This is a genomic window from Nonomuraea sp. NPDC004702 (assembly GCF_053601695.1).
Window position 1 is genome coordinate 349718 of sequence record NZ_JBSGCE010000003.1, and the last position, 19001, is coordinate 368718.

The 19001-nt window shown below is 73.1% G+C and carries 18 protein-coding genes; 10 read left to right on the forward strand and 8 right to left on the reverse strand.

Annotation, left to right across the window (positions count from 1 at the left end; translation table 11 throughout):
- Positions 1-29: 29 nt before the first annotated feature.
- Complete coding sequence (locus ACWEJ6_RS06580; protein ID WP_452421826.1) at positions 30-1286, forward strand: MFS transporter; 1257 nt, start codon at positions 30-32, stop codon at positions 1284-1286.
- Between the two features lie 4 nt (positions 1287-1290).
- Here the strand turns inward: ACWEJ6_RS06580 and ACWEJ6_RS06585 are convergent, their stop codons facing one another.
- Complete coding sequence (locus ACWEJ6_RS06585) at positions 1291-2781, reverse strand: FAD-dependent monooxygenase (RefSeq protein ID WP_452421828.1); 1491 nt, start codon at positions 2779-2781, stop codon at positions 1291-1293.
- A gap of 193 nt (positions 2782-2974) precedes the next feature.
- Between ACWEJ6_RS06585 and ACWEJ6_RS06590 the strand changes: the two genes are divergently transcribed.
- A complete protein-coding gene (locus ACWEJ6_RS06590) occupies positions 2975-4063 on the forward strand; it encodes an ArsO family NAD(P)H-dependent flavin-containing monooxygenase (RefSeq protein ID WP_452421830.1) in 1089 nt (362 codons plus the stop codon).
- A gap of 55 nt (positions 4064-4118) precedes the next feature.
- Here the strand turns inward: ACWEJ6_RS06590 and ACWEJ6_RS06595 are convergent, their stop codons facing one another.
- Positions 4119-4700, reverse strand: coding sequence for a TetR family transcriptional regulator (locus ACWEJ6_RS06595; protein ID WP_452421832.1), 582 nt, complete (start codon positions 4698-4700; stop codon positions 4119-4121).
- A 112-nt stretch (positions 4701-4812) separates the two neighbouring features.
- Between ACWEJ6_RS06595 and ACWEJ6_RS06600 the strand changes: the two genes are divergently transcribed.
- From ACWEJ6_RS06600 to ACWEJ6_RS06615, 4 genes are all read left to right on the forward strand, one after another.
- Entirely contained in the window at positions 4813-5775 is a 963-nt protein-coding gene (locus ACWEJ6_RS06600; RefSeq protein ID WP_452421834.1) for a VOC family protein, read from the forward strand.
- Between the two features lie 223 nt (positions 5776-5998).
- Complete coding sequence (rsgA, locus tag ACWEJ6_RS06605; RefSeq protein WP_452421836.1) at positions 5999-7075, forward strand: ribosome small subunit-dependent GTPase A; 1077 nt, start codon at positions 5999-6001, stop codon at positions 7073-7075.
- Between the two features lie 89 nt (positions 7076-7164).
- Positions 7165-7677: a GNAT family N-acetyltransferase gene (locus tag ACWEJ6_RS06610; RefSeq protein ID WP_387675573.1), complete on the forward strand. Its 513-nt coding sequence runs from the start codon at positions 7165-7167 to the stop codon at positions 7675-7677.
- Between the two features lie 153 nt (positions 7678-7830).
- Positions 7831-8574 carry an SDR family oxidoreductase gene (locus ACWEJ6_RS06615; RefSeq protein WP_452421838.1) on the forward strand — a complete coding sequence of 248 codons (744 nt, stop codon included), beginning with the start codon at positions 7831-7833 and terminating at the stop codon, positions 8572-8574.
- 35 nt (positions 8575-8609) lie between these two features.
- Here ACWEJ6_RS06615 and ACWEJ6_RS06620 read toward each other — a convergent pair whose 3' ends face one another.
- Positions 8610-9110, reverse strand: a complete 501-nt coding sequence (locus ACWEJ6_RS06620; protein WP_452421840.1) for a hypothetical protein — start codon at positions 9108-9110, stop codon at positions 8610-8612.
- Between the two features lie 100 nt (positions 9111-9210).
- On the opposite strand from ACWEJ6_RS06620, the gene ACWEJ6_RS06625 reads away from it, so the two are divergent.
- Positions 9211-10542 carry a tetratricopeptide repeat protein gene (locus tag ACWEJ6_RS06625; RefSeq protein ID WP_452421842.1) on the forward strand — a complete coding sequence of 444 codons (1332 nt, stop codon included), beginning with the start codon at positions 9211-9213 and terminating at the stop codon, positions 10540-10542.
- Here ACWEJ6_RS06625 and ACWEJ6_RS06630 read toward each other — a convergent pair whose 3' ends face one another.
- Together ACWEJ6_RS06630 and ACWEJ6_RS06635 are read right to left on the reverse strand one after the other, a co-directional pair.
- Complete coding sequence (locus ACWEJ6_RS06630) at positions 10543-11781, reverse strand: RNA polymerase sigma factor (protein WP_452421844.1); 1239 nt, start codon at positions 11779-11781, stop codon at positions 10543-10545.
- The gene (locus ACWEJ6_RS06635) at positions 11778-12101 is read right to left on the reverse strand and encodes a YciI family protein (RefSeq protein WP_452421846.1); all 324 of its coding nucleotides are present in this window, start codon (positions 12099-12101) and stop codon (positions 11778-11780) included. Before ACWEJ6_RS06635 ends, ACWEJ6_RS06630 begins: the two co-directional genes overlap by 4 nt.
- A gap of 90 nt (positions 12102-12191) precedes the next feature.
- On the opposite strand from ACWEJ6_RS06635, the gene ACWEJ6_RS06640 reads away from it, so the two are divergent.
- From ACWEJ6_RS06640 to ACWEJ6_RS06650, 3 genes are all read left to right on the forward strand, one after another.
- Entirely contained in the window at positions 12192-13175 is a 984-nt protein-coding gene (locus tag ACWEJ6_RS06640) for an AraC family transcriptional regulator (protein ID WP_452421848.1), read from the forward strand.
- 98 nt (positions 13176-13273) lie between these two features.
- Positions 13274-14497 carry a styrene monooxygenase/indole monooxygenase family protein gene (locus ACWEJ6_RS06645; protein ID WP_387674541.1) on the forward strand — a complete coding sequence of 408 codons (1224 nt, stop codon included), beginning with the start codon at positions 13274-13276 and terminating at the stop codon, positions 14495-14497.
- Positions 14494-14991 carry a flavin reductase family protein gene (locus tag ACWEJ6_RS06650; RefSeq protein ID WP_364336114.1) on the forward strand — a complete coding sequence of 166 codons (498 nt, stop codon included), beginning with the start codon at positions 14494-14496 and terminating at the stop codon, positions 14989-14991. The genes ACWEJ6_RS06645 and ACWEJ6_RS06650 overlap by 4 nt, the downstream gene beginning before the upstream one ends.
- Positions 14992-15085: 94 nt before the next feature.
- Here ACWEJ6_RS06650 and ACWEJ6_RS06655 read toward each other — a convergent pair whose 3' ends face one another.
- The 3 genes from ACWEJ6_RS06655 to ACWEJ6_RS06665 all read right to left on the reverse strand — a co-directional run bounded on the left by ACWEJ6_RS06655 (position 15086) and on the right by ACWEJ6_RS06665 (position 18944).
- On the reverse strand, positions 15086-16813 hold the full coding sequence (locus tag ACWEJ6_RS06655; RefSeq protein ID WP_452421850.1) for an ABC transporter ATP-binding protein: 1728 nt from the start codon (positions 16811-16813) through the stop codon (positions 15086-15088).
- The gene (locus ACWEJ6_RS06660) at positions 16810-18330 is read right to left on the reverse strand and encodes an ABC transporter transmembrane domain-containing protein (protein ID WP_452421852.1); all 1521 of its coding nucleotides are present in this window, start codon (positions 18328-18330) and stop codon (positions 16810-16812) included. The genes ACWEJ6_RS06655 and ACWEJ6_RS06660 overlap by 4 nt, the downstream gene beginning before the upstream one ends.
- A gap of 89 nt (positions 18331-18419) precedes the next feature.
- The gene (locus tag ACWEJ6_RS06665; protein WP_452421854.1) at positions 18420-18944 is read right to left on the reverse strand and encodes a DUF402 domain-containing protein; all 525 of its coding nucleotides are present in this window, start codon (positions 18942-18944) and stop codon (positions 18420-18422) included.
- Positions 18945-19001 lie beyond the last annotated feature (57 nt).

Here is a 19001-nt window from a genome sequence, read left to right on the forward strand (position 1 = left end):
ATGCAACCCCTCTTCGAAAGAGCTCTCTCGTGACGACCAACGTGCCCGTCCGGGCAGCCGACGTCCCGCGCGTCGAGGCGCAGCGCCGCTCCCTGATCGTCCTGGTCATCGCCCAGGTCCTCAGCGGCGTCGGGCTGGCGGCCGGCGTGACCGTCGGCGCCCTGCTCGCCCAGGACATGCTCGGCTCCACCGGCCTGGCCGGGCTGCCCAGCGCCGTGGGCACCGCCGGCTCCGCCCTGGCGGCCGTCGCCGTCGGGCGCCTCTCCCAGGCCCGCGGCCGTCGCCCCGGCCTCGCCCTGGGGTATCTCGCCGGCGCCGTCGGCAGCGGCGGCGTCATCGTCGCCGCCGTCGCCGGCCACCCCGGCCTGCTGTTCCTCTCCCTCTTCCTGTACGGCGCCGGCACCGCCACGAACCTCCAGGCCCGCTACGCCGGAGCCGACCTGGCCGCCCCCGCACGCCGGGCGGCCGCGGTGTCCACCGTGCTGGTCGCCACCACTCTGGGCGGCGTGGCAGGGCCCAACCTCGCCGCGCCCACCGGCAGCCTCGCGGCCGTCCTCGGCATCCCGTACCTGGCCGGGCCGTTCCTGCTCGCCGGTGTCGCCTACGCGCTGGCCGCCCTGGTCCTGGCCGTCTGGCTGCGTCCCGACCCGCTCCTGCTGGCCCGCGTACTCGAAGCCGACCTCACCGCCGCGCCGGAGGACGCTGCCGGTCGGCCGCGTCCGGACGCCGCGCGGCGCCGCCCCGGCGTGCCGGCCGGTGCGCTGGTCATGGTGCTCAGCCAGGTCGTCATGGTCGCGATCATGACCATGACGCCGGTCCACATGCACGACAGCGGCTCCGGCGCCGCCGCGTCCGGCCTGGTCATCGCGATCCACATCGGCGCGATGTACCTGCCCTCGCCGCTGACCGGTCGGCTCGTGGACCGCCACGGCCCGCTCCGGGTCGCCGCCGCCTCCGGGCTGGTCCTGCCGGCCGCCGGAACGCTCGCCGCCGTCGCCCCCGACGACTCCGTCGCCGCGTACGCGGTGGCCCTCGCGCTGCTGGGGCTGGGCTGGAACCTCGGCCTCGTCTCCGGCACCGCGATCATCACCGACGCCGTCCCGCCGGCCACCCGGGCCGGGACGCAGGGCTGGGTCGACGTCTCCATCGCGATCGCCGGCGCCGCCGGCGGCATGGCCTCGGGCCTCGTCGTCGCCGTCGCCGGTTACCCGCTCCTCGCCGTCGGCGGCGGCGTTCTGGCGCTGGCCATCGTGCCGGTGGCGGTCAAGGCCGCGCGCGACCGGTGATCGTTCAGGGACGTTCACCGGCGGGAGCGCCCGCCCACCGTGTCAGGGCGTCGGTGAGGCCGGAGACGTCGGTGACGGAACCGGCCCAGCAGACGTAGCCGTCGGGCCGTACCAGGACGGCGTCCGCCCCGAGCTCCGCCTGCGCGTGCACCCGGCCGATCCTGGCCGACCACGGCCCGGCGGCCCGCGCGAACGCCGCCTCGTCGGCGGTCGTCAGCAGCAGGCCGCGGCCGTCGCGCAGCAGCCGCGCCACCCTGTCGGGCCCGGACGACGTCACCAGGTCGAGGTCGGGGACGCGGCGTCCCAGCAGGTGATGGCGGCGGCCGGGCAGGTCGTAGCGGACGTCCAGCCCGGAGATCATGCCGGCGACGATCCGGTTGGCCTCGGGCACCCGGACGAGCTGCTCGACGATGTCGCGCAGGGCCAGGTTCTCCTCCTCGGGCACGATCAGCACCGCCTGCGCCCGGGTGTTGGCCAGCACGCGCGCGCCGACCGGATGCCGTTCGGAGTGGTAGCTGTCGAGCAGCCCCTCGTGCGCCCATCCGCCGATCTCGGCCGCCAGTTTCCAGCCCAGGTTGAACGCGTCCTGCAGCCCGAGGTTGAGTCCCTGTCCGCCCATGGGCGAGTGGATGTGCGCGGCGTCCCCGGCGAGCAGGACCCGGCCGTGCCGGTACCGTTCGACCTGCCGCGAGGCGTCGGTGAACCGGGACGCCCACCGGACGCCCGTCAGCCGGACCCCCGGCCCGAACTCGTTGCGCAGCGCCCGCTGCACCTCCTCCTCGGTGATCGGGGTGTCGCGGGACAGCGCCTGCTGCTCGGCCCCGTAGAACAGGAACCGGTGCACGCCATCGCCGATGGGCGCGATGTAGCCCTTGCCGGTCTTGTCGGGCGTCATGACGGGCAGCGTCCAGGTCTCCGGCACGGCGCCGTCCGGGTCGGCGATCGTGATGTCGGCGACCACCGAGAGCAGCCTGCCGTCCAGGCCGGGAAAGCCGACGCCCAGCAGCTCGCGGACGGTGCTGCGGCCGCCGTCGCAGCCCACCAGGTAACGCGCGGTGACCCGCGACCCGCCGCCCGCGGGCCCGAGCAGGGTCGCCTCGACCCCGTCGGCGTCCTGCGACAGCGCGGTCACCTCGTGCCCGCGCAGGACCTGGACGCCCAGCTCGCCGAGCCGCTCCTCCAGCAGCGCCTCGACGCGCCCTTGGGGGATGCCGATCGAGTACGGATGCCGGGTGTCCCAGGCGGTGTAGTCCAGTCGGAGCCCGGCGAAATGCCCGCCGGGCACCCGCTGGATCGCCCGGTCCATGAGGGGTTCGAGGAGACCGCGCAACTCCAGCGCCTCCGCGGAGCGGGGCTGGATGCCGAGCGCCTTGGACTGCCCGCTGCGCCGGGGAAGCCGTTCGACGACCACGGCCGCCACCCCTGCCAGGCCCAGCTCTGCGGCGAGCATGAGCCCGGTCGGCCCGGCTCCGACGACGATCACATCGACGTTCATCACGGATGCTCCGTTCGACAGGGATCGGCGATGAGGCCGCCGACCGCTGCGCCGACGCTAACGGCGAGGGTGCCGGTTCCCGCAACGATAGTCACCGCACCGATGACCGAGATTCACACCTTCTGCGACGATCTATAATTTCGACTGATATCGAATTAAGGAGCCGTGTCATGGCCGCCCCCGACAGTGTCGTATGACCGGGATCCCGCACCTGGCCGACGTCGTGGTCATCGGTGCCGGCCAGGCCGGACTGGGAGTCGGATACCACCTGCGCCGGGCCGGCGCCGACTTCGTCATCCTGGACGCCCAGGAGGCCCCCGGCGGCGCGTGGCGGCACGGCTGGCCGGCGCTGCGCCTGTTCACCCTCGCCCGGCACAGCTCGCTGCCCGGCCGCATGATGCCGACTCCCCCTGGCGACGGCTACCCGGACGCCCCCCACGTCGTCTCCTACTTCGCCGACTACGAGCGGCGTTACCGGCTGCCGATCGTCCGGCCCGCCGCGGTGCGAGCGGTGCGGCGGGCCGACGACCGCCTCGCCGTGGAGAGCACCGCCGGACTCTGGCACGCCCGCATCGTCGTCAGCGCCACGGGCACCTGGTGGCGGCCGTACGTGCCGTACTATCCCGGCATCCGCGACTTCTGCGGCGAGCAGTTGCACACCGCCGGCTACCGCGGTCCCGAGCCCTTCCGTGGCCGCCAGGTGCTGGTCGTCGGCGGCGGCAACTCCGCCGCGCAGATCCTCGCCGACCTGTCCCGGGTCACCGAGGTCGCCTGGGCGACGTCGCGCCCGCCCCGGCTGATGCCCGACGAGCTGGACGGCCGCGCCGTGTTCGCCCTGACCGCCCGCCGCTACCGGGCCGTCCTGGCCGGGCGGGACCCCGGGGACATCCCCGACCTGGGCGACATCATCGCCGTCCCGCCCGTGCGCGAGGCCCGTGACCGGGGTGTGCTCAAGGCCGAGCCCATGTTCACCCGGATCACCCCCGACGGGGTGACGTGGTCCGACGGCAGCGCGGCGGCCTTCGACGCCATCGTGTGGGGCACCGGTTTCCGTCCCGCTCTCCACCACCTGGCCCCGCTGCGGCTGCGCGGCCCCGGCGGCGTGATCGCCACCGCGGGCACCCGCGTCCTGGCCGAGCCCCGCCTGCACCTGCACGGCTACGGCGACTGGACCGGCCCCGCCTCCGACACCCTCATCGGCGCCGGCCACAACGCCCGCCACCTCGCCGCCGAGATCGTCACCCAGCTGCGCTCCGGGCCGCCGCGCCGGCGCCCCGCGTAGTCCCGTCGGCCGATCGGGCCGGCGCCGGCTCCACCGCACGAAGCGGGCAGCCGATCTAGGTGCGGTTCAGGCCGGCTTCCAGGTGCGCCAGCGCTGTGTCGATCTCAGCCGGGCCGTCCAGGCCGGGATCGTGCGCCCACTGCATCCAGACCATGGCCACGATCCCGAAGACCGCGCCGACCGCGTCGCGTACGCGCGGGTCGTCGGGAGCACAGCCGGACTTGTCCGCCACGAGCCGGCGGACCTCTGCGATCAGGCCGGGACTCCTGCGCACGTTGGCGGCCAGCAGTTCAGGCACGGTGACCGCGAACACCTCCCGGGCGCGCCCGGCGGCGATCTCCTCCGGCGACAGGGACGCGAAGGCGGCGCGGAAGGCACCCCGCAGCAGGGGGACGGGGGCGCTCGGCGGCTGAGCGGCCAACGCCTCGGTGAGCGGCGGGAAGCGGTCGAGGACGACCAGATGCTCCTTGGTCGGGAAGTAGCGGAAGAAGGTGGCCGGAGAGACTTCGGCGGCCTCGGCGATCATTTCGGTGGTGGTGGCGTGGTAGCCCCGCTCACGAAAGAGCCTGAACGCCTCGCGAAGGATCGTCTCCCGTGTCCTGGCCTTCTTGCGTTCGCGCAGCCCGCCCTCTCCCATGCGGGACACTCTACCGAAGCAATAATGAGAGATGACTATCAAACGATGGTGTACTCTCAAAAACTCCGATCAGGGGAACACGCCCCCAGGACCGCACGCATGGAGGCTCACCATGGGCGACGACATCACCGGCCTGCACCACGTGGGCCACATCGTGCACGACATGACCCAGGCCATGACCACCTACCGCCGACTCGGCTTCACCGTCGCCGCACCCACCTACCCCATGCTGCCGCGGGTCGCCGGAGGAGCCGCCGAGCCGTTCGGCGTGGCCAACGCGCACGTGCAGTTCCCGCGCAACTTCATCGAGCTGGTGGCCGTGATCGACGACGCCGGCCACCTGCCCGGCGAGGCCCGGCCGATCCCGCTGCGGGTGCCCGACGACAGGCTGCCCGGACTTCTGGCCGCCGTCGGCGCCACCACCGCCAACATCGCGTCGTTCCTGCAGCGGTTCCAGGGCCTGCACATCATGATCGCCAACACACCGGACATCGACGTCATCGCCGCGGGACTGACCGCGGCCGGCGTCGACCATGCCGGCGTGCACGCCGTGCAGCGCCCCGTCGAGACCCGCACCGGCACCACGATGGAACCGGTCCGATACCTGGAGATCTCCGCCCCCGGCCTGCCAGCCGGGCGCGTGCCGGAAGGCAGGATCGGATTCGCCGAGAACACGCCGACCCGACCGGGCGGCGTCCAGCCGCACACCGTCCACCCCAACGGCGCCACCGGGCTGGTCGAATGCGTGCTGTGCGTCGCCGACGAGGCGCTCCCCGCGCTGATGCGGCGTTATGCCACCTACTTCGGGCAGGCGTGCGACGGTCGGCCGCACGTCTTCGACCGGGCGGACGTCACCGTCGTCACCGCCTCGGCGCTCGGCGACCTGCTGCCTGGTGAGCAGCCCGCGGCCCTGCCCGCGTTCGTCGCCTGCACGGTGTCGGTGCGGGACATCACCGCCACGCGACAGCACCTGCGCGACAACGACGTGCCCGTACGCGTGACCGGCCGCCAGGAGATCTTCGTGCCCGCCGAGGCCGCGTCGGGCACCGCGATCATCTTCCGCCAGGAGGAGTGAGCCCCGGTGTCCGGACAGCTGCTAAGCTGCCGTTCGTTCGGTACTGGATCTGTGTGGAAGGGAGGTGAGGTTCGATGACCGCGGTGAAGACCGCTGCCCCGTGCAGCGCCCGGACCGACCTCACGTCCCGGGCCCCGGTCTGACCCACTTCCTCTCCCTGCCATGAATCAGGCGGGGTGACGTCCACGTCTCGTCGGGGCCCCTTCTCCGCAAGGGTCTCACGTTGTCACACACGTACACCGATCCATCCGGCCTGTCCCGGTACGGGTGGACCAGCACACTCGACCGAACCTTCACCGAACACTACGAAGCGGGCCTCGTCCCGGCCCGGATCTCCCGGGTCGACCGCGGCCTGTGCACGGCGGTCACCGCCGAGGGCCCGGTGCGGGCCACGTTCGCCGCGCCGCACCCGCCCGACCCGCTCCTGACGCCGTGCACCGGCGACTGGGCCGCGCTGCGCCCAGGCGCCCAGCCGCAGCTGGTGGCGCTGCTGCCGCGGCACAGCGCGATCGTGCGTTCGTCGGCGTCCAGGTCCTCCCACGGACAGGTGCTCGCCGCCAACGTCGACACGGTGCTCATCGCCCTGTCCCTGGCCACGCCCCTGGACGCGGCCAAGCTGGAACGGCTGCTCGCCCTGGCCTGGGAGAGCGGGGCGCAGCCGGTGATCGTCCTGACCAAGGCGGACCTGGCCCACGACGCCGGAGCCGTCCACGACGAGGTCGAGGCGCTGGCGCCCGGCGTGGACGTCCTCGTCACCAGCGTCGCCACCGGTCGCGACATCGACGTGCTGGCCGCGCTGGCGCGCGGCACCACCGTGCTGCTCGGCCCCTCGGGCGCGGGCAAGTCCAGCCTCGGCAACGCGCTGCTCGGCGCGGACCTGCTGGCCACCGGCACGGTGCGGGCGCAGGACGGCAAGGGCCGCCACACCACCGTTCGCCGCGAGCTGCTGCCCCTGCCGGGCGGCGGGGTCCTCATCGACACGCCCGGCCTGCGCGGGATCAGCCTGCACGACGCCGCCGACGGCCTGGAGCAGGTCTTCGCCGAGATCGAAGAGCTCGCCGCGTCCTGCCGTTTCGCCGACTGCGCCCACGACACCGAGCCGGGATGCGCGGTCCAGGCCGCCATCCAGTCGGGTGAGCTGTCCGGACGCCGCCTGCGCAGCTACCGGAAGCTGCAACGGGAGAACGCCTGGGCGGCCTCGCGGACCGACGCCCGGCTGCGCGACGAGCGCGTCAACCACAAGAAGGCCATCACCGGTCACCTGCGCGCCACCTACAGGTTCCGGGACCGGCAGTCATGACCGGCCGCATCCCGCGCCCGTCCGTTCCGTCCGCCACGAACACCGGCCAGGTCCCGCATCCGCAGAAGGACAAGGAGACGAACCCGATCATGACCTCTACCTGGATCACCCGTCCCGAGAACGCCGCCGACGCCGCCGCCGTCCGCGAGATCAACCTCTCGGCCTTCCCCGGCCCGCACGAGGCCGACCTCGTCGAGGCGCTGCGGGCCGACCCGCAGGCGTGGCTGCCCGGCCTGGCCTGGCTGGCCGAGGCTCCCGGCGGCGAGCTCGCCGGATACGCGCTGCTCACCCGCTGCCACGTCGGCGACTCCCCCGCCGTCGCCTTGGGCCCGTGCGCCGTCCGGCCCGGACGCCAGCGACAGGGAGCGGGTTCCGCCGCCATCCGCGCCGCTCTGCGCGCGGCCCGTGAGCAGGGCGAGAACCTGGTGGTCGTGCTCGGTCACGCCGAGTACTACCCGCGGTTCGGCTTCACCCCGGCCTCCGGCTTCGGCATCCGGCCGCCGTTCGAGGTCGAGGACAAGTACATGATGGCGCTCGCCCTCGACCCCGAGCGGCCGGTCCCGAACGGCGTCATCCGCTACGCGGCGGCGTTCGGCGTCTGATCCCCCGCTTCTGACGGCCCTCAGCACCGCTGGGGGCCGTACGGCCGGGCAGGCCGGAATTCTTTCCCGCGCGGACGTCGAGACCGGCGCCGCCGCTCCGACTTCGCTGTGACCGGCTCCCATCAGGGGAGCCGCCTACGGCGAGGAGTCGACATGGGGACGCTGGAGAACAAGAACGCACTGGTGACCGGCGGATCGCGGGGAATCGGGCGGGCGATCGTGCAGCGGCTGGCCCGCGAGGGCGCGGCGGTGCTGTTCACCTACCACCGCGACGGGGCGGCGGCCGAGGCGGTGGTGGCCGAGGTGACGGCCTTCGGCGGGCGGGCGATCGCCGTACGGGCGGACCAGGGGCGCCTGGAGGACCTCAAGCACCTCTTCGGCGAGGTCGACCGGTGCCTGTGCGGTCTGGACGTGGTGGTCAACAACGCGGCGATCAACCCGATGGGAGACATCCGCGACGCCGTCGAGAGCGACTTCGACGAGGTGATGGCGGTCAACACCAAGGGCCCGTTCTTCGTCATGCAGGCCGCCGCGGAAAGGCTCGGTGACGGCGGACGGATCGTCAACATCTCCTCCAGCGGCGCGGTGGCGGGCCTGGCCCTGTACTTCGCCAGCAAGGCGGCGCTGGAGTCGATCACCGCGGTCGCGGCCCGCGAGTTCGGCCCCAGGGGCATCACGGTCAACAGCGTCTCCCCCGGCGCCACCGACACGGACATGATGCGCGCCGCCGCCGGTGAGCACCTGGAGCAGGCCATCGAGCACACCGTGGCCCTGACGCCGCTGCAACGGCTGGGACGTCCGGAGGACATCGCCAACGTCGTCGCCTTCCTGGCCGGGCCCGACGCCCAATGGATCACCGGCCAGAACCTGCGCGTCTCCGGCGGCCTGGTGATCTGACCGGCGGCGGCGAGCCGTTCCGCCGGGGCGTCGCGTCAAGCAGTGGGTTCCAGGGACTCGTCGAACGGTTCCAGAGGGCGGGCGGCGAGCACGCAGCCGGCCGGCACGTACGGCAGGCACGCCTGCACACCGGCGACCTCCTCCTCGCCGATCGACCAGTCCATGGCGGCCGGGCCCGCGCCCAGCAGGACCGCCTCCATGAAGTCGTTCCAGCGTCCGTACGAGCTGAGCAGGACCAGGTCGTCCGGCACGTCCAGGTCCAGGACGACGTAACGGGCGTACTCCTCCTCGGTCTGCGGGCAGAGCAGGGCCTCGGCGGTGACGGCCACCGTGGCGTCGCGGGTGTCCGGGCCGGGCCACGCCCACACCGGCGGACGGCCCCGGCAGTCGAGGCCCCGCCTGGCCATCTCCCCCACCATCGCCTCGTACACCGGCCGGTACGAGGGGATCGACAGGCGGGCCCAGTCGCCGGCCAGTTCGCCCCCGGTCTCCAGCGTGGCCAGGACCGCCCGGTGCTGCACCGTCCACAGACGCATACGACGATTGTGGCAGGACCGGCCGCCGCGCCCGGTGTATCGCGGGCGTATCGAAAAACGCATACCTCACGGCAACAGCCGTCCCCCTTGACTGGGGGGCATGGAAAGGGAGAAGGCTTCGGCCGATGACGGGAGATGGGACCGGCGCTCGTTGTTCCGGGGGGCCGCCGTGCTGGCCGGCGCCGCCGCGACGGCGCCGCTGCTGGACGGGGCGGCCACGGCGCTGGCCGACGGCGGCGACGCCGACGCGCTGTTCAAGGCCGGGAAGTTCGAGCAGGCCGGCCGCGCGTACGAGGAGATCCTGAAGAAGGACCCCGGGAACCTGCACGCGGCCCGCCGGCGCGGCCATGTCGCGCTGCTGTCCAACCGGTTCCCCGAGGCCGAGAAATACCTCAAGACGGCCGTCCGCCTGGCGCCCGGCGACAAGGAGGCCAACGAGCTCCTGGGCGACTGCTACATCCGGCAGGACAAGTTCGCCCTCTCCGTTCCGTGCTGGAAGGCGGCCGGCGCGGAGGACTACGCCAAGTGGTTCGCGGCGATCAGCGGGGAGGCGTACCAGATCAAGGGCGACGTCGGCCGGGTGCGGTTCCTGCAGATGGACCCGCGGCCGCTGGTGGAGGCCTCGGTCAACGGCGGACCGGCGAAGCGCTTCACGTTCTACACCGGCGCCCCGAACCTGAGCCTGACCGCGTCGGCGGCCAAGGAGGCGGGGCTGAAGGCCGTCGTCAGCCAGAAGACCGACTTCGAGGGCACGCCCATCTGGGTGCACTACGGGGTGCTGGACTCCTTCAGGCTGGGCGGCATCGAACTGCGCAACGTCCCCGTCGGCTGGTCGTCGACGGAGTCCGGCGCCGACGTCGGCACCGACGGCGACGGCCTGATCGGCACGTGGGTCTTCTACCACCTGCTGACCACGTTCGACTACGCGGGCCGGCACCTCATCCTGCGCCGCCGCACCCCCGAGGCGGCCAGGGAGGCACGCGCCGCCGCCGCGCGGGCGGGCGCCGAGCCGCTGCCGATGTGGTTGTCCCGTGACCACGACGTGCACAGCGTGGGCAGCATCGCGGGGTCCGGCCCGCGGGTGGTGGGCGTGAACCTCGGCGGGGTCGGCGAGATCGCCGCGGGCATGCCAGGAGAGGTGGCCAGACGTCTGGGGGTCCGGGTCGACCTCGACCGCCCGATCGAGACGTTCGCCCACAGCCACCCGACCATCACCCACCCCTGCTATCCGGAGGAGCTCCGGCTCGGCGACGCCGTCGCTCAGCGGGTCTACTGCGAGGCGGACCCGAACATGCCGGTCAACGTGCCCTGGCCCTACGGGTCGGGCTTCGACGGGATCGGCCACTTCGCCCACTGCTTCTTCAAGCCCTACAACCTCACCCTCGACTTCACCGACATGAAGCTCTACATCGCCCGCGGCAAGGCCGCCTGATCACCCGGGCCGCAGCCGGTCGCGGCGGCGGGTCAGCGAGGCGGTCTCGGCGGTGTTGCCGGCCAGGTCGATGGCGCTGTCGTAGGCGGCGCGCGCCTCCTGGCCGCGGCCCAGCCGGCGCAGCAGGTCGGCGCGGGTGGCGTGGTAGGCGTGGTACCCGGCCAGCCTGTCCCCGAGACGGTCGACGGCCGCCAGCGCCACCTCGGGCCCGTCGAGCTCGGCGACCGCGACGGCCCGGTTGAGCGCGACGATCGGCGAGGGGTCCACGCGGACGAGCTGGTCGTACAGGGCGAGGACCTGCGACCAGTCGGTGTCGCGCATGTCGCGGGCGGAGGTGTGCACGGCGTTGATCGCCGCGAGGATCTGGTAGCGGCCCGGCGCCACCCCGGCGGCGGCCGCGGCCAGACGCTCGCGCACCAGCCGGTGGCCCTCGGCGATCAGCGCCGCGTCCCAGGCCCCGCGGTCCTGCTCGTCGAGCGCGACCAGCTCGCCGCCGGCCGAGACCCGGGCGGGGCGGCGGGCCTCGATGAGCAGCATCAGCGCCAGCAGCCCGGTCACCTCGCCGTCGTCCGGCAGGAGGGCGCGGATCAGGCGGGTGAGCCGGATCGCCTCGGCGGTCAGCTCGTGCCGTACGGGATCGGTGCCGGAGCCGGTGGCCAGGTAGCCCTCGTTGAAGACCAGGAACAGCACGGCGAGCACGCCGGAGACGCGCGCCGGGAGATCCTCGGCGGACGGCACCCGGTAGGGGATGCGCGCCGCCTTGATCTTGGCCTTCGCGCGGGTGATCCGCTGCCCCACGGCGCTCTCCTGGGCCAGGAAGGCGCGGGCGATCTCGGGCATGGTCAGGCCGGCGACCAGGCGCAGCGTCAGCGCCACGCGGGCCTCCATCGCCAGCGCCGGATGACAGCAGGTGAAGATCAGCCGGAGCCGGTCGTCGTCGATGGCGCCGGCAGGCTCGGGTGGGTCGTCGTGGGACATCTGAGCCTTCCTGTGCTTGTCGTCGCGCTTGCTCTCGCGCCGGATCCGGTCGATGGCCTTGCGGTTGGCGGTGGTGGTCAGCCAGGCGCCCGGGTTGGGCGGCACGCCGTCGGCCGGCCACCGCTCGACGGCGGTCGCGAACGCCTCGGCGGCCGCCTCCTCGGCGATGTCGAGGTCACCGAAGCGCCTGGTCAGGGCGGCGACCACCCGCGCCCACTCCTCGTGGTGGGCCCGGGCGACCGCCTCGCGGACGTCGGTCACAGGAACGGTCGCACCTCGACCTTGCGGTTGCAGTGCTTCGACCCGTCGGCGGCGAGCCGGAGCGCCACGTCGAGGTCGGGGGCCTCGATGATCCAGAAGCCGGCGAGGTACTCCTTGGACTCCAGAAAGGGCCCGTCGGTGACCATCGCCTCCGCGCCCCGGTTGTCGATGACGGTGGCCGTGGCGGGCGCGGTGAGGCCGCCGGCGAAGACCCAGTGGCCCTGGGTCCGGAGGCGCTCGTTGAACACGTCGATCGCCGCGTGCTCCTCCGGGGTGGCCGAATTGGTCCTGTCGTCGATCACTGAGATCAGGTATTGCATGTGCAGATCGTCTCCAATGGGTCAGGGCGGCGGATCTCTTGTACGTACTTTTACCTGGAACGCCGAGGGCGGGACGCCCGATCATCTGGTGTGCTCCTCAGCAACCGTGCCGTCTTCGCCAGCTCCGACCTCGACGAGGTCCGCGGCGAGGTCGCCAAGGTGTTCTGCCCGCACCGGCTGGACCTGGCCGGGGACGCGGACCTGCTGTCGGCCCGGTTCAACTCCGTGCAACTCGGCGCGGTCCGCATCAGTTACCTCGACTACGGGGCCGACGTGCACATCGAGCCGGGCGACCTCGACACGTTCTTCCTGGTCATGATCCCGCTCGCCGGACGCAGCCTGATCCGCGCCGGAGACGAGGAGGTCGTCTCCTCCCCGTCCCTGGCCTCGCTGCCCTCGCCGACCCGCCACCTCGACATGCGCTGGGCCGCCGGCTGCCCGCAGTTGCTGGTCAAGTTCGAGCGCACGGCGATCGAACGCGCGCTGGAGCAGATGCTCGGCGAGCCGCTCGACGGCCCGGTCGTCTTCGACCTCGGCATGGACCTGACGACCGGCTGGACCCGCTCCTGGCGTGACATGGCCGACCTGCTGGTCAGGGAGGCCGAGCGGGACGACGGGCTGGCCGGCCACCCGCTGGCCGTCGCCCATCTGGAGAACGCCCTGATCACCCTGCTGCTGACCATGCAGCCCTCCAACTACCTGGACCGGCTGACCGCTCCCAGGCCGCCCGCGCTGCCGAAGGTGGTGCGCCGGGCGATGGAGTTCATCGAAGGGCACGCCCACCTGCCGCTGAGCACCACGGACATCGCCGGCGCCGTCGCGGTCAGCAGCCGCTCCCTGCAGGAGGGTTTCCGCGCGCATCTCGGGCTGTCCCCGATGGCCCATCTCAGGCAGGTGCGGCTGACGCGCGTGCACGACGAGCTCAGGACGGCCGACCCGGCCAGGGCCACGGTGACCACGGTGGCCGCCCGATGGGGATTCCTGCACCAGGGACGGTTCGCCGCCCAGTACCGCGAGAGGTACGGGCAGCCGCCGTCGGAGACGTTGCGCAGAGGTCCCGCGTCAGGCGGATGAGATCCGCGCTCAGCGGATGGCACGGGCGCACGCGCCGCCCGTACCGTTCTTCTCAGGCGCCGATCAGATCCTCCACACCACACCAGAAGGACACCACCATGCGCGACATCCTCATCGTCGGCGCCGGCCAGGCCGGTCTCCACCTGGCCATCGGCCTGCTCCAGCACGGCTACGACGTGACCGTGGTCTCCAACCGCACCCCCGAGTCCATCCGCGACGGCCGGGTGATGTCCGGCCAGGCCATGTTCGGCACCGCGCAGGCCCACGAGCGCGAGCTCGGCCTCGACTGGTGGGCCGACGTCTGCCCGCCCATCGAGGGCATCGCGCTCACGGTCCCGAGCCCGGAGGGCGGCAAGGCCCTCGACTGGGCGGCGCGGCTGGACGTCCCCGCCCGCTCGGTCGACCAGCGGCTGAAGATGCCGGCCTGGCTGGGCGAGTTCGAGCGGCTCGGCGGCAAGCTCGTCCTGCACGACGCCACCCCCGACGACCTGGAGAGCTACGCGGCCCGGTACGACCTGGTCCTGGTCGCCGCGGGCAAGGGCCAGATCGCTTCCCTCTTCGAACGCGACCCCGCCCGCTCCCCCTACGCCACCCCGCAGCGCGCGCTGGCCGTCACCTACGTCAACGGCCTCGCCCCGCGCCCTGGTCACTCGGCGGTCTGCTTCAACCTGCTGCCCGGCGTGGGCGAGTACTTCGTCTTCCCCGCGCTCACGCACACCGGCCCCTGCGAGATCATGGTGTTCGAGGGCGTCCCGGACGGCCCCATGGACTGCTGGGGCGACGTCCGCGGCCCCGCCGAGCACCTGGCCCGCAGCCGCCGGATCCTGGAGACCTTCTTCCCGTGGGAGGCCGAGCGCTGCGCCGGCATCGAGCTCACCGACGCCAACGCGGTGCTGACCGGCCGCTTCGCCCCCACCGTCCGGCGTCCGGTGGCCGTGCTGCCCTCCGGCGCGCCGGTGCTCGGCGTCGCCGACGTCGTGGTGCTCAACGACCCGATCACCGGGCAGGGCAGCAACAACGCCGCCAAATGCGCCGCCACCTACCTGCGGGCCATCGTGGAACGCGGCGACCGGCCGTTCGACGCCGACTGGATGCGCCAGACCTTCGACCTGTTCTGGACGCAGGCCCAGCACGTCACGAACTGGACCAACGCCCTGCTCGCGCCGGCCGAGCCGCACCACCTGGCGCTGCTGGGCGCCGCCGGTCAGCGCCCGGAGATCGCCTCCCGCTTCGTCAACGGCTTCGACGACCCGGCCGACTACGCCGAGTGGTTCATGGACGCCGGCCGTGCCGAGACCTATCTGGGCAGGGTGACGGCATGAGATCGCTCCGTGACGCCTTCGGGCAGTTCGCGACCGGGGTGGCGGTGATCACGACGGTGACCGCCGACGGGGAGCGGGCCGGCGTGACCGTCAACTCCCTCACCTCGGTCTCGCTCGATCCGGCGCTGCTGCTGTGGTGCCTGTCGAACCGGGCGCCCAGCGCGCCGCTCTTCCTGCGGGCCGGGCGGTTCGCCGTCAATGTCCTGGCCGCCGACCAGGGCCACCTGTCCAGCCGCTTCGCCACCCCCGCGGCCGACAAGTTCGCCGGGGTGGAGCTGCTCGGCACGCCGCTGCCGATCCTCGCCGGGACGCTGGCCAGCTTCGTCTGCCGCACCGAGCGCGTCCACGACGGCGGCGACCATCACATCCTCGTCGGAGCGGTGGAACGCTTCCAGCGGGCCGGGGGCGAGCCGCTCGTCTTCCACTCCGGCCGGTACCGGGAGTTCTGGCCCGAGATGAGCGCCGGCGAGGGCCGCGTGGCCAGCCACGCGTGACGGCCACCGGGGGGGTGTCAGTCCTGCGCGGGCGCCGGCGGGCGGCCCGACCGGTCCTCCGCCCGGAGGACCGGCACGCCCGGCAGCCCACCCGCTAAGGGCGCGAGCCGTGCCAGGAGTTCCACAACCCCTGATAGACCCCGCCGGCCGCGACCAGCTCGTCATGCGCGCCGACCTCCACGACGCGGCCGCCCTCCATCACCACCACCCGATCCGCGTCCCGTGCCGTGTGCAGCCGGTGCGCGATCGCGATCACCGTGCGTCCGTCCAGCACCGCCGCCAGCGACCGTTCGGCGCGCCGGGCCGTACGCGGGTCGAGCATGGCGGTGGCCTCGTCGAGGATGACGGTGTGCGGGTCGGCCAGGATGACCCGGGCCAGGGCGAGCTGCTGCACCCGGTCGGGGCCGAGTTCGCCGCCGGAGGAATGCGGGCCGAGCTCGTCGTCCAGCGAGGCCACCCAGTCGGCGCCGACCGCCGCGAGGGCCTTCTCCATCCGGTTGTCGTCGGCCGTGGGGTCGGCCAGCCGGAGGTTGTCGCGGACGGTGCCGAGGAACAGGTGCTGCTCCTGGGTGACCAGCACGACGTGCTTGCGCAGCTGGGCGGGAGACAGGTCGGCGACCGGGACCGAGCCGACGGTGACCGTGCCGAGGCGGGGCCGGTCGATGCCGGCCAGCAGCTTGCCGAGCGTGGACTTGCCGGCTCCCGAGGGGCCGACGACGGCCAGGCGCTCGCCGGGCCGCACGGTCAGGTCCACGCCGGTGACGACGTCGCCGGTCGATTCGTAGGCGAAGTGCACGCCGGCCGCCACGATGTGGTCGTCCCGGGGTTCGGGGGCGACCACGTCGGTCTGCGCCGCCGGGGGCCGGAGCCCTTCGATCCGGGCGAAGGCGGCGCCGCTGCTCTGCAGCTGTTCCATCCACATGAGGACGGTCTCGATGGGCTGCTGGAGCTGGCGCAGGTAGAGCACGCACGAGACGACGGCGCCGAGGGTGACCTGGCCGCCGTCCAGCAGCATGCCGCCGAGCAGCAGGACCAGCACCGGCGGGAGGAGGGCGGAGACCTCCACCGACGGCCAGAGCACACCGCGCAGGAAGAGGGTGCGCAGCTGGGCCACCCGGCCGCGCTCGATCACCCGCTCGGCGGCGCGGGTGCGCCGGTCCTGCAGGCCGAGGGCTTCGATCGTGCGGGCGCCGGCGGCGCCCGCGGCCAGGTGTTCGGCCAGTTCCGAGCGGGCGGCGCCCTCCTCCAGGTAGGCGTCGCGGGCGCGGCGCAGGTACCAGCGGGAGGCGGCCGCGACGCCGGCGAGCGCGACCAGGCCGCAGGCTCCCAGCAGCGGGTCGACCAGGAAGACGGCCGCGACGAGGAAGAGCGCCTGCAGGGAGGAGATCAGCACGGCCGGGGCGGCGTTGCGCAGGGTGTACCCGACCACGCTGACGTCCGTGGTGCCGCGGGCGGTCAGGTCTCCGGTGCGGACGTGCTCGACGGTGGCGGCGGGCAGGGCGAGCACGCGGTCGAGGAACTCCTGCCGGATGTGCTCCTGGACGCGCTCGCTGAAGCGGGTGCCGGTCCGCTCGGCGTATCGGGACAGGACGAGCTGCAGCAGCGCCCCGCCCACGGCGACCGCGGCGAGCAGGTCGATCGCCCCGCCGGCGGAGATGGTGTCGATGATGCGGCCCAGCAGCCACGGGCTGACCAGGGCCGCGGCCGCCGCCAGGCCGTTGAGGAGCAGGGTGGCAGTGAACCCGGGGACGTCGCGGCGGATCAGGCGCAGGGCCGCCTGCCGTACGCGCCTGCGGTCGGCGACGGGGAGGTCGCGGGTCACGACACCACCGTCCGGTACGCGTCGCTGGATTCCAGCAGGTCGCGGTGGGTGCCGGTGGCGGCCACCCGGCCGTCCTCGATCAGGAGGACTTGGTCGGCCTGGGCGAGCAGCAGCGGCGACGTGGTGGCGACGACCGTCGTGCGGCCGGCGCGCGCCGTGCGAAGGCGCTGGGCGAGCAGGGATTCGGTGTGCGCGTCCAGCGCGGAGGTGGGGTCCGCCGCGAGCAGCAGCTCGGGATCGGCCACCAGCGCCCTGGCCAGGCGCACCCGCTGGCGCTGGCCGCCCGACAGGTTGCGGCCGCCCGGCTCGATCACGGAGTCCAGGCCGTGGCGCAGCCCGGCGACCACGTCCTGGGCGGCGGCGACGGCGACCGCGCGACGGATGGTCTCGTCGTCGGCCTCGCCCCGGCCCTGCAGGACCTCGCGCAGCGTACCGGTGAACAGCGCGGCGTCGTGGTCGGCGATCAACGACGTGCCGTCGAACCCGCCGAGGCTCTCCAGCAGCGCCACGCTCTCCTCGGGACGGGCGCTGACCAGCCCCACGAAGCTGCCCGGCGTGATCTCCGGTTCGGTGGAGCGGGGCCGGTCGCCGGGCCGCAGCGCGAGGAAGCGGGTGACCCGCCGGGCGGAGACCAGGCCGTGGGTGATCTGGAAGCTGCCCTCGATGAAGAAGGACACCGGGACCACCAGCATGGCGATGTATCCGTACACGCCGACCAGCTCGCCCACCGTGATCGTGCCTTCCGCGGCCAGCCTGGCGCCCAGCCAGGTCACCGCGGCCAGGAACAGCGCCGGCAGCCCGACGCCCAGCGCGCCGATCCAGCTCGTCAGCGACGCCACCCGGTACCCCTGCTCGCGCAGGCGCGCCGAGTCGGCGAGGTGACGCTCGGCGTAGGCGCCCTTGCCGCCGAACGCGTTGAGCACCCGCAGCCCCTCGATCAGGTCCACCAGCCGGGCGGTCAGCCTGCCCTGGCTCTCGCGGTAGCCGTTCTGCACCTTCATCAACCGCCCCAGCAGCGGCCCGAGCACGATCCCCAGCACCGGCACGCCGAGCAGCACCACCACGGCCAGCACCACGGAGACCTGCAGCAGCAGCGCCGCCACCACCCCGTAGCTGATCACCGCGCCCACCCCGGGGCCGGTCACCGTCAGCGCGGCGGCGATCGTGATGACGTCGCCGATGCCGATCGTCACGACCTCGCCTGCCGAGGTGCGCCTGTTCAGGTCCGCGCCGAGCGTGTTGATCTGCTCCACCAGGGCGCGCACTGTGCGGAAGTTGGCGTCCATCCGGATCTTGGTCATCGTGCGGTGCCGCATCATCGCCAGCCAGGCGTTGACCAGGCCGGCGCCGAGCAGCGCCAGCACCCAGCCGGGCGCCAGGTCGTCGTCGATCGCCCTGGACAGGTACGGCGGGAGCGTGAGGCCCACCGTCCACAGGGTGCCCAGCGTCGCGCCTAAGGCGACCCGGCCCTTCTGCGCCCACGCCAACCAGCACAAATACCGAGCAGCCGCCTTCATGGCGATCACGGTAGACCATGGCCGTACCGGCCGGTCGGCGGGGTTCCTCCGTGGTGGCGCGGTCGCTTCGGGGCCGAGGACGCCTTGGTTCAGCCCCGTGTGACGTCGAAGGGCGGCAGGCCGGCCAGGTCCAGCACGGCTGCGGGCGGGAAGTCCGGCCACGAGTTCGGCGGGTCCTGGTTCAGGTTGCGCAGATGCCTGTCGATGAAGCGCTGGGTGTCCCGCAGCACCCTGGCCGTGGTGGCGGCGTCGATGACGCCGTCCCGCAGCGCGTCGGCGAGCTCGTCGAGGTCCAGGACCTCGTAGCGGGGGCCGGCCGGGGGCACGACGATGTCCACGTAGAGGTCGCGGACCGTCAGCCGCTTCGGGCTCGACTCCTCCACCTCGACCAGGTCGATGTACCACCCGCCTTCGAGTGCGTCCACGAAGGTGACCGGCCTGCGGATCTGCACCCCTTCGTCGGCGATCACGAAGCAGCGATCGGTCGTGGGACGGCCGGGAACCCGCCAAGGGGGAAGGATCTCGACGTCGTAGGCCACGATGTTGTCGCCGGTTCGGACGCCGGAGCACCATTGCCCGGTGCGGTGGTGGACACGTACCTGTTCAAGAGTCACGAATCGCAGTATGGCCGCGCCGGGACGGCAGGGCTGTTCTGACCGCCGCGCGTGGTC

Excerpts from the sequence above, each read along its gene's own strand:
- ACWEJ6_RS06585 (WP_452421828.1), bottom strand. The coding sequence starts at position 2,781 with ATGAACGTCGATGTGATCGTCGTCGGAGCCGGGCCGACCGGGCTCATG.
- ACWEJ6_RS06590 (WP_452421830.1), top strand. The coding sequence starts at position 2,975 with ATGACCGGGATCCCGCACCTGGCCGACGTCGTGGTCATCGGTGCCGGC.
- ACWEJ6_RS06595 (WP_452421832.1), bottom strand. The coding sequence starts at position 4,700 with ATGGGAGAGGGCGGGCTGCGCGAACGCAAGAAGGCCAGGACACGGGAG.
- ACWEJ6_RS06600 (WP_452421834.1), top strand. The coding sequence starts at position 4,813 with ATGGGCGACGACATCACCGGCCTGCACCACGTGGGCCACATCGTGCAC.
- ACWEJ6_RS06610 (WP_387675573.1), top strand. The coding sequence starts at position 7,165 with ATGACCTCTACCTGGATCACCCGTCCCGAGAACGCCGCCGACGCCGCC.
- ACWEJ6_RS06615 (WP_452421838.1), top strand. The coding sequence starts at position 7,831 with ATGGGGACGCTGGAGAACAAGAACGCACTGGTGACCGGCGGATCGCGG.
- ACWEJ6_RS06620 (WP_452421840.1), bottom strand. The coding sequence starts at position 9,110 with ATGCGTCTGTGGACGGTGCAGCACCGGGCGGTCCTGGCCACGCTGGAG.
- ACWEJ6_RS06625 (WP_452421842.1), top strand. The coding sequence starts at position 9,211 with ATGGAAAGGGAGAAGGCTTCGGCCGATGACGGGAGATGGGACCGGCGC.
- ACWEJ6_RS06635 (WP_452421846.1), bottom strand. The coding sequence starts at position 12,101 with ATGCAATACCTGATCTCAGTGATCGACGACAGGACCAATTCGGCCACC.
- ACWEJ6_RS06645 (WP_387674541.1), top strand. The coding sequence starts at position 13,274 with ATGCGCGACATCCTCATCGTCGGCGCCGGCCAGGCCGGTCTCCACCTG.
- ACWEJ6_RS06650 (WP_364336114.1), top strand. The coding sequence starts at position 14,494 with ATGAGATCGCTCCGTGACGCCTTCGGGCAGTTCGCGACCGGGGTGGCG.
- ACWEJ6_RS06660 (WP_452421852.1), bottom strand. The coding sequence starts at position 18,330 with ATGAAGGCGGCTGCTCGGTATTTGTGCTGGTTGGCGTGGGCGCAGAAG.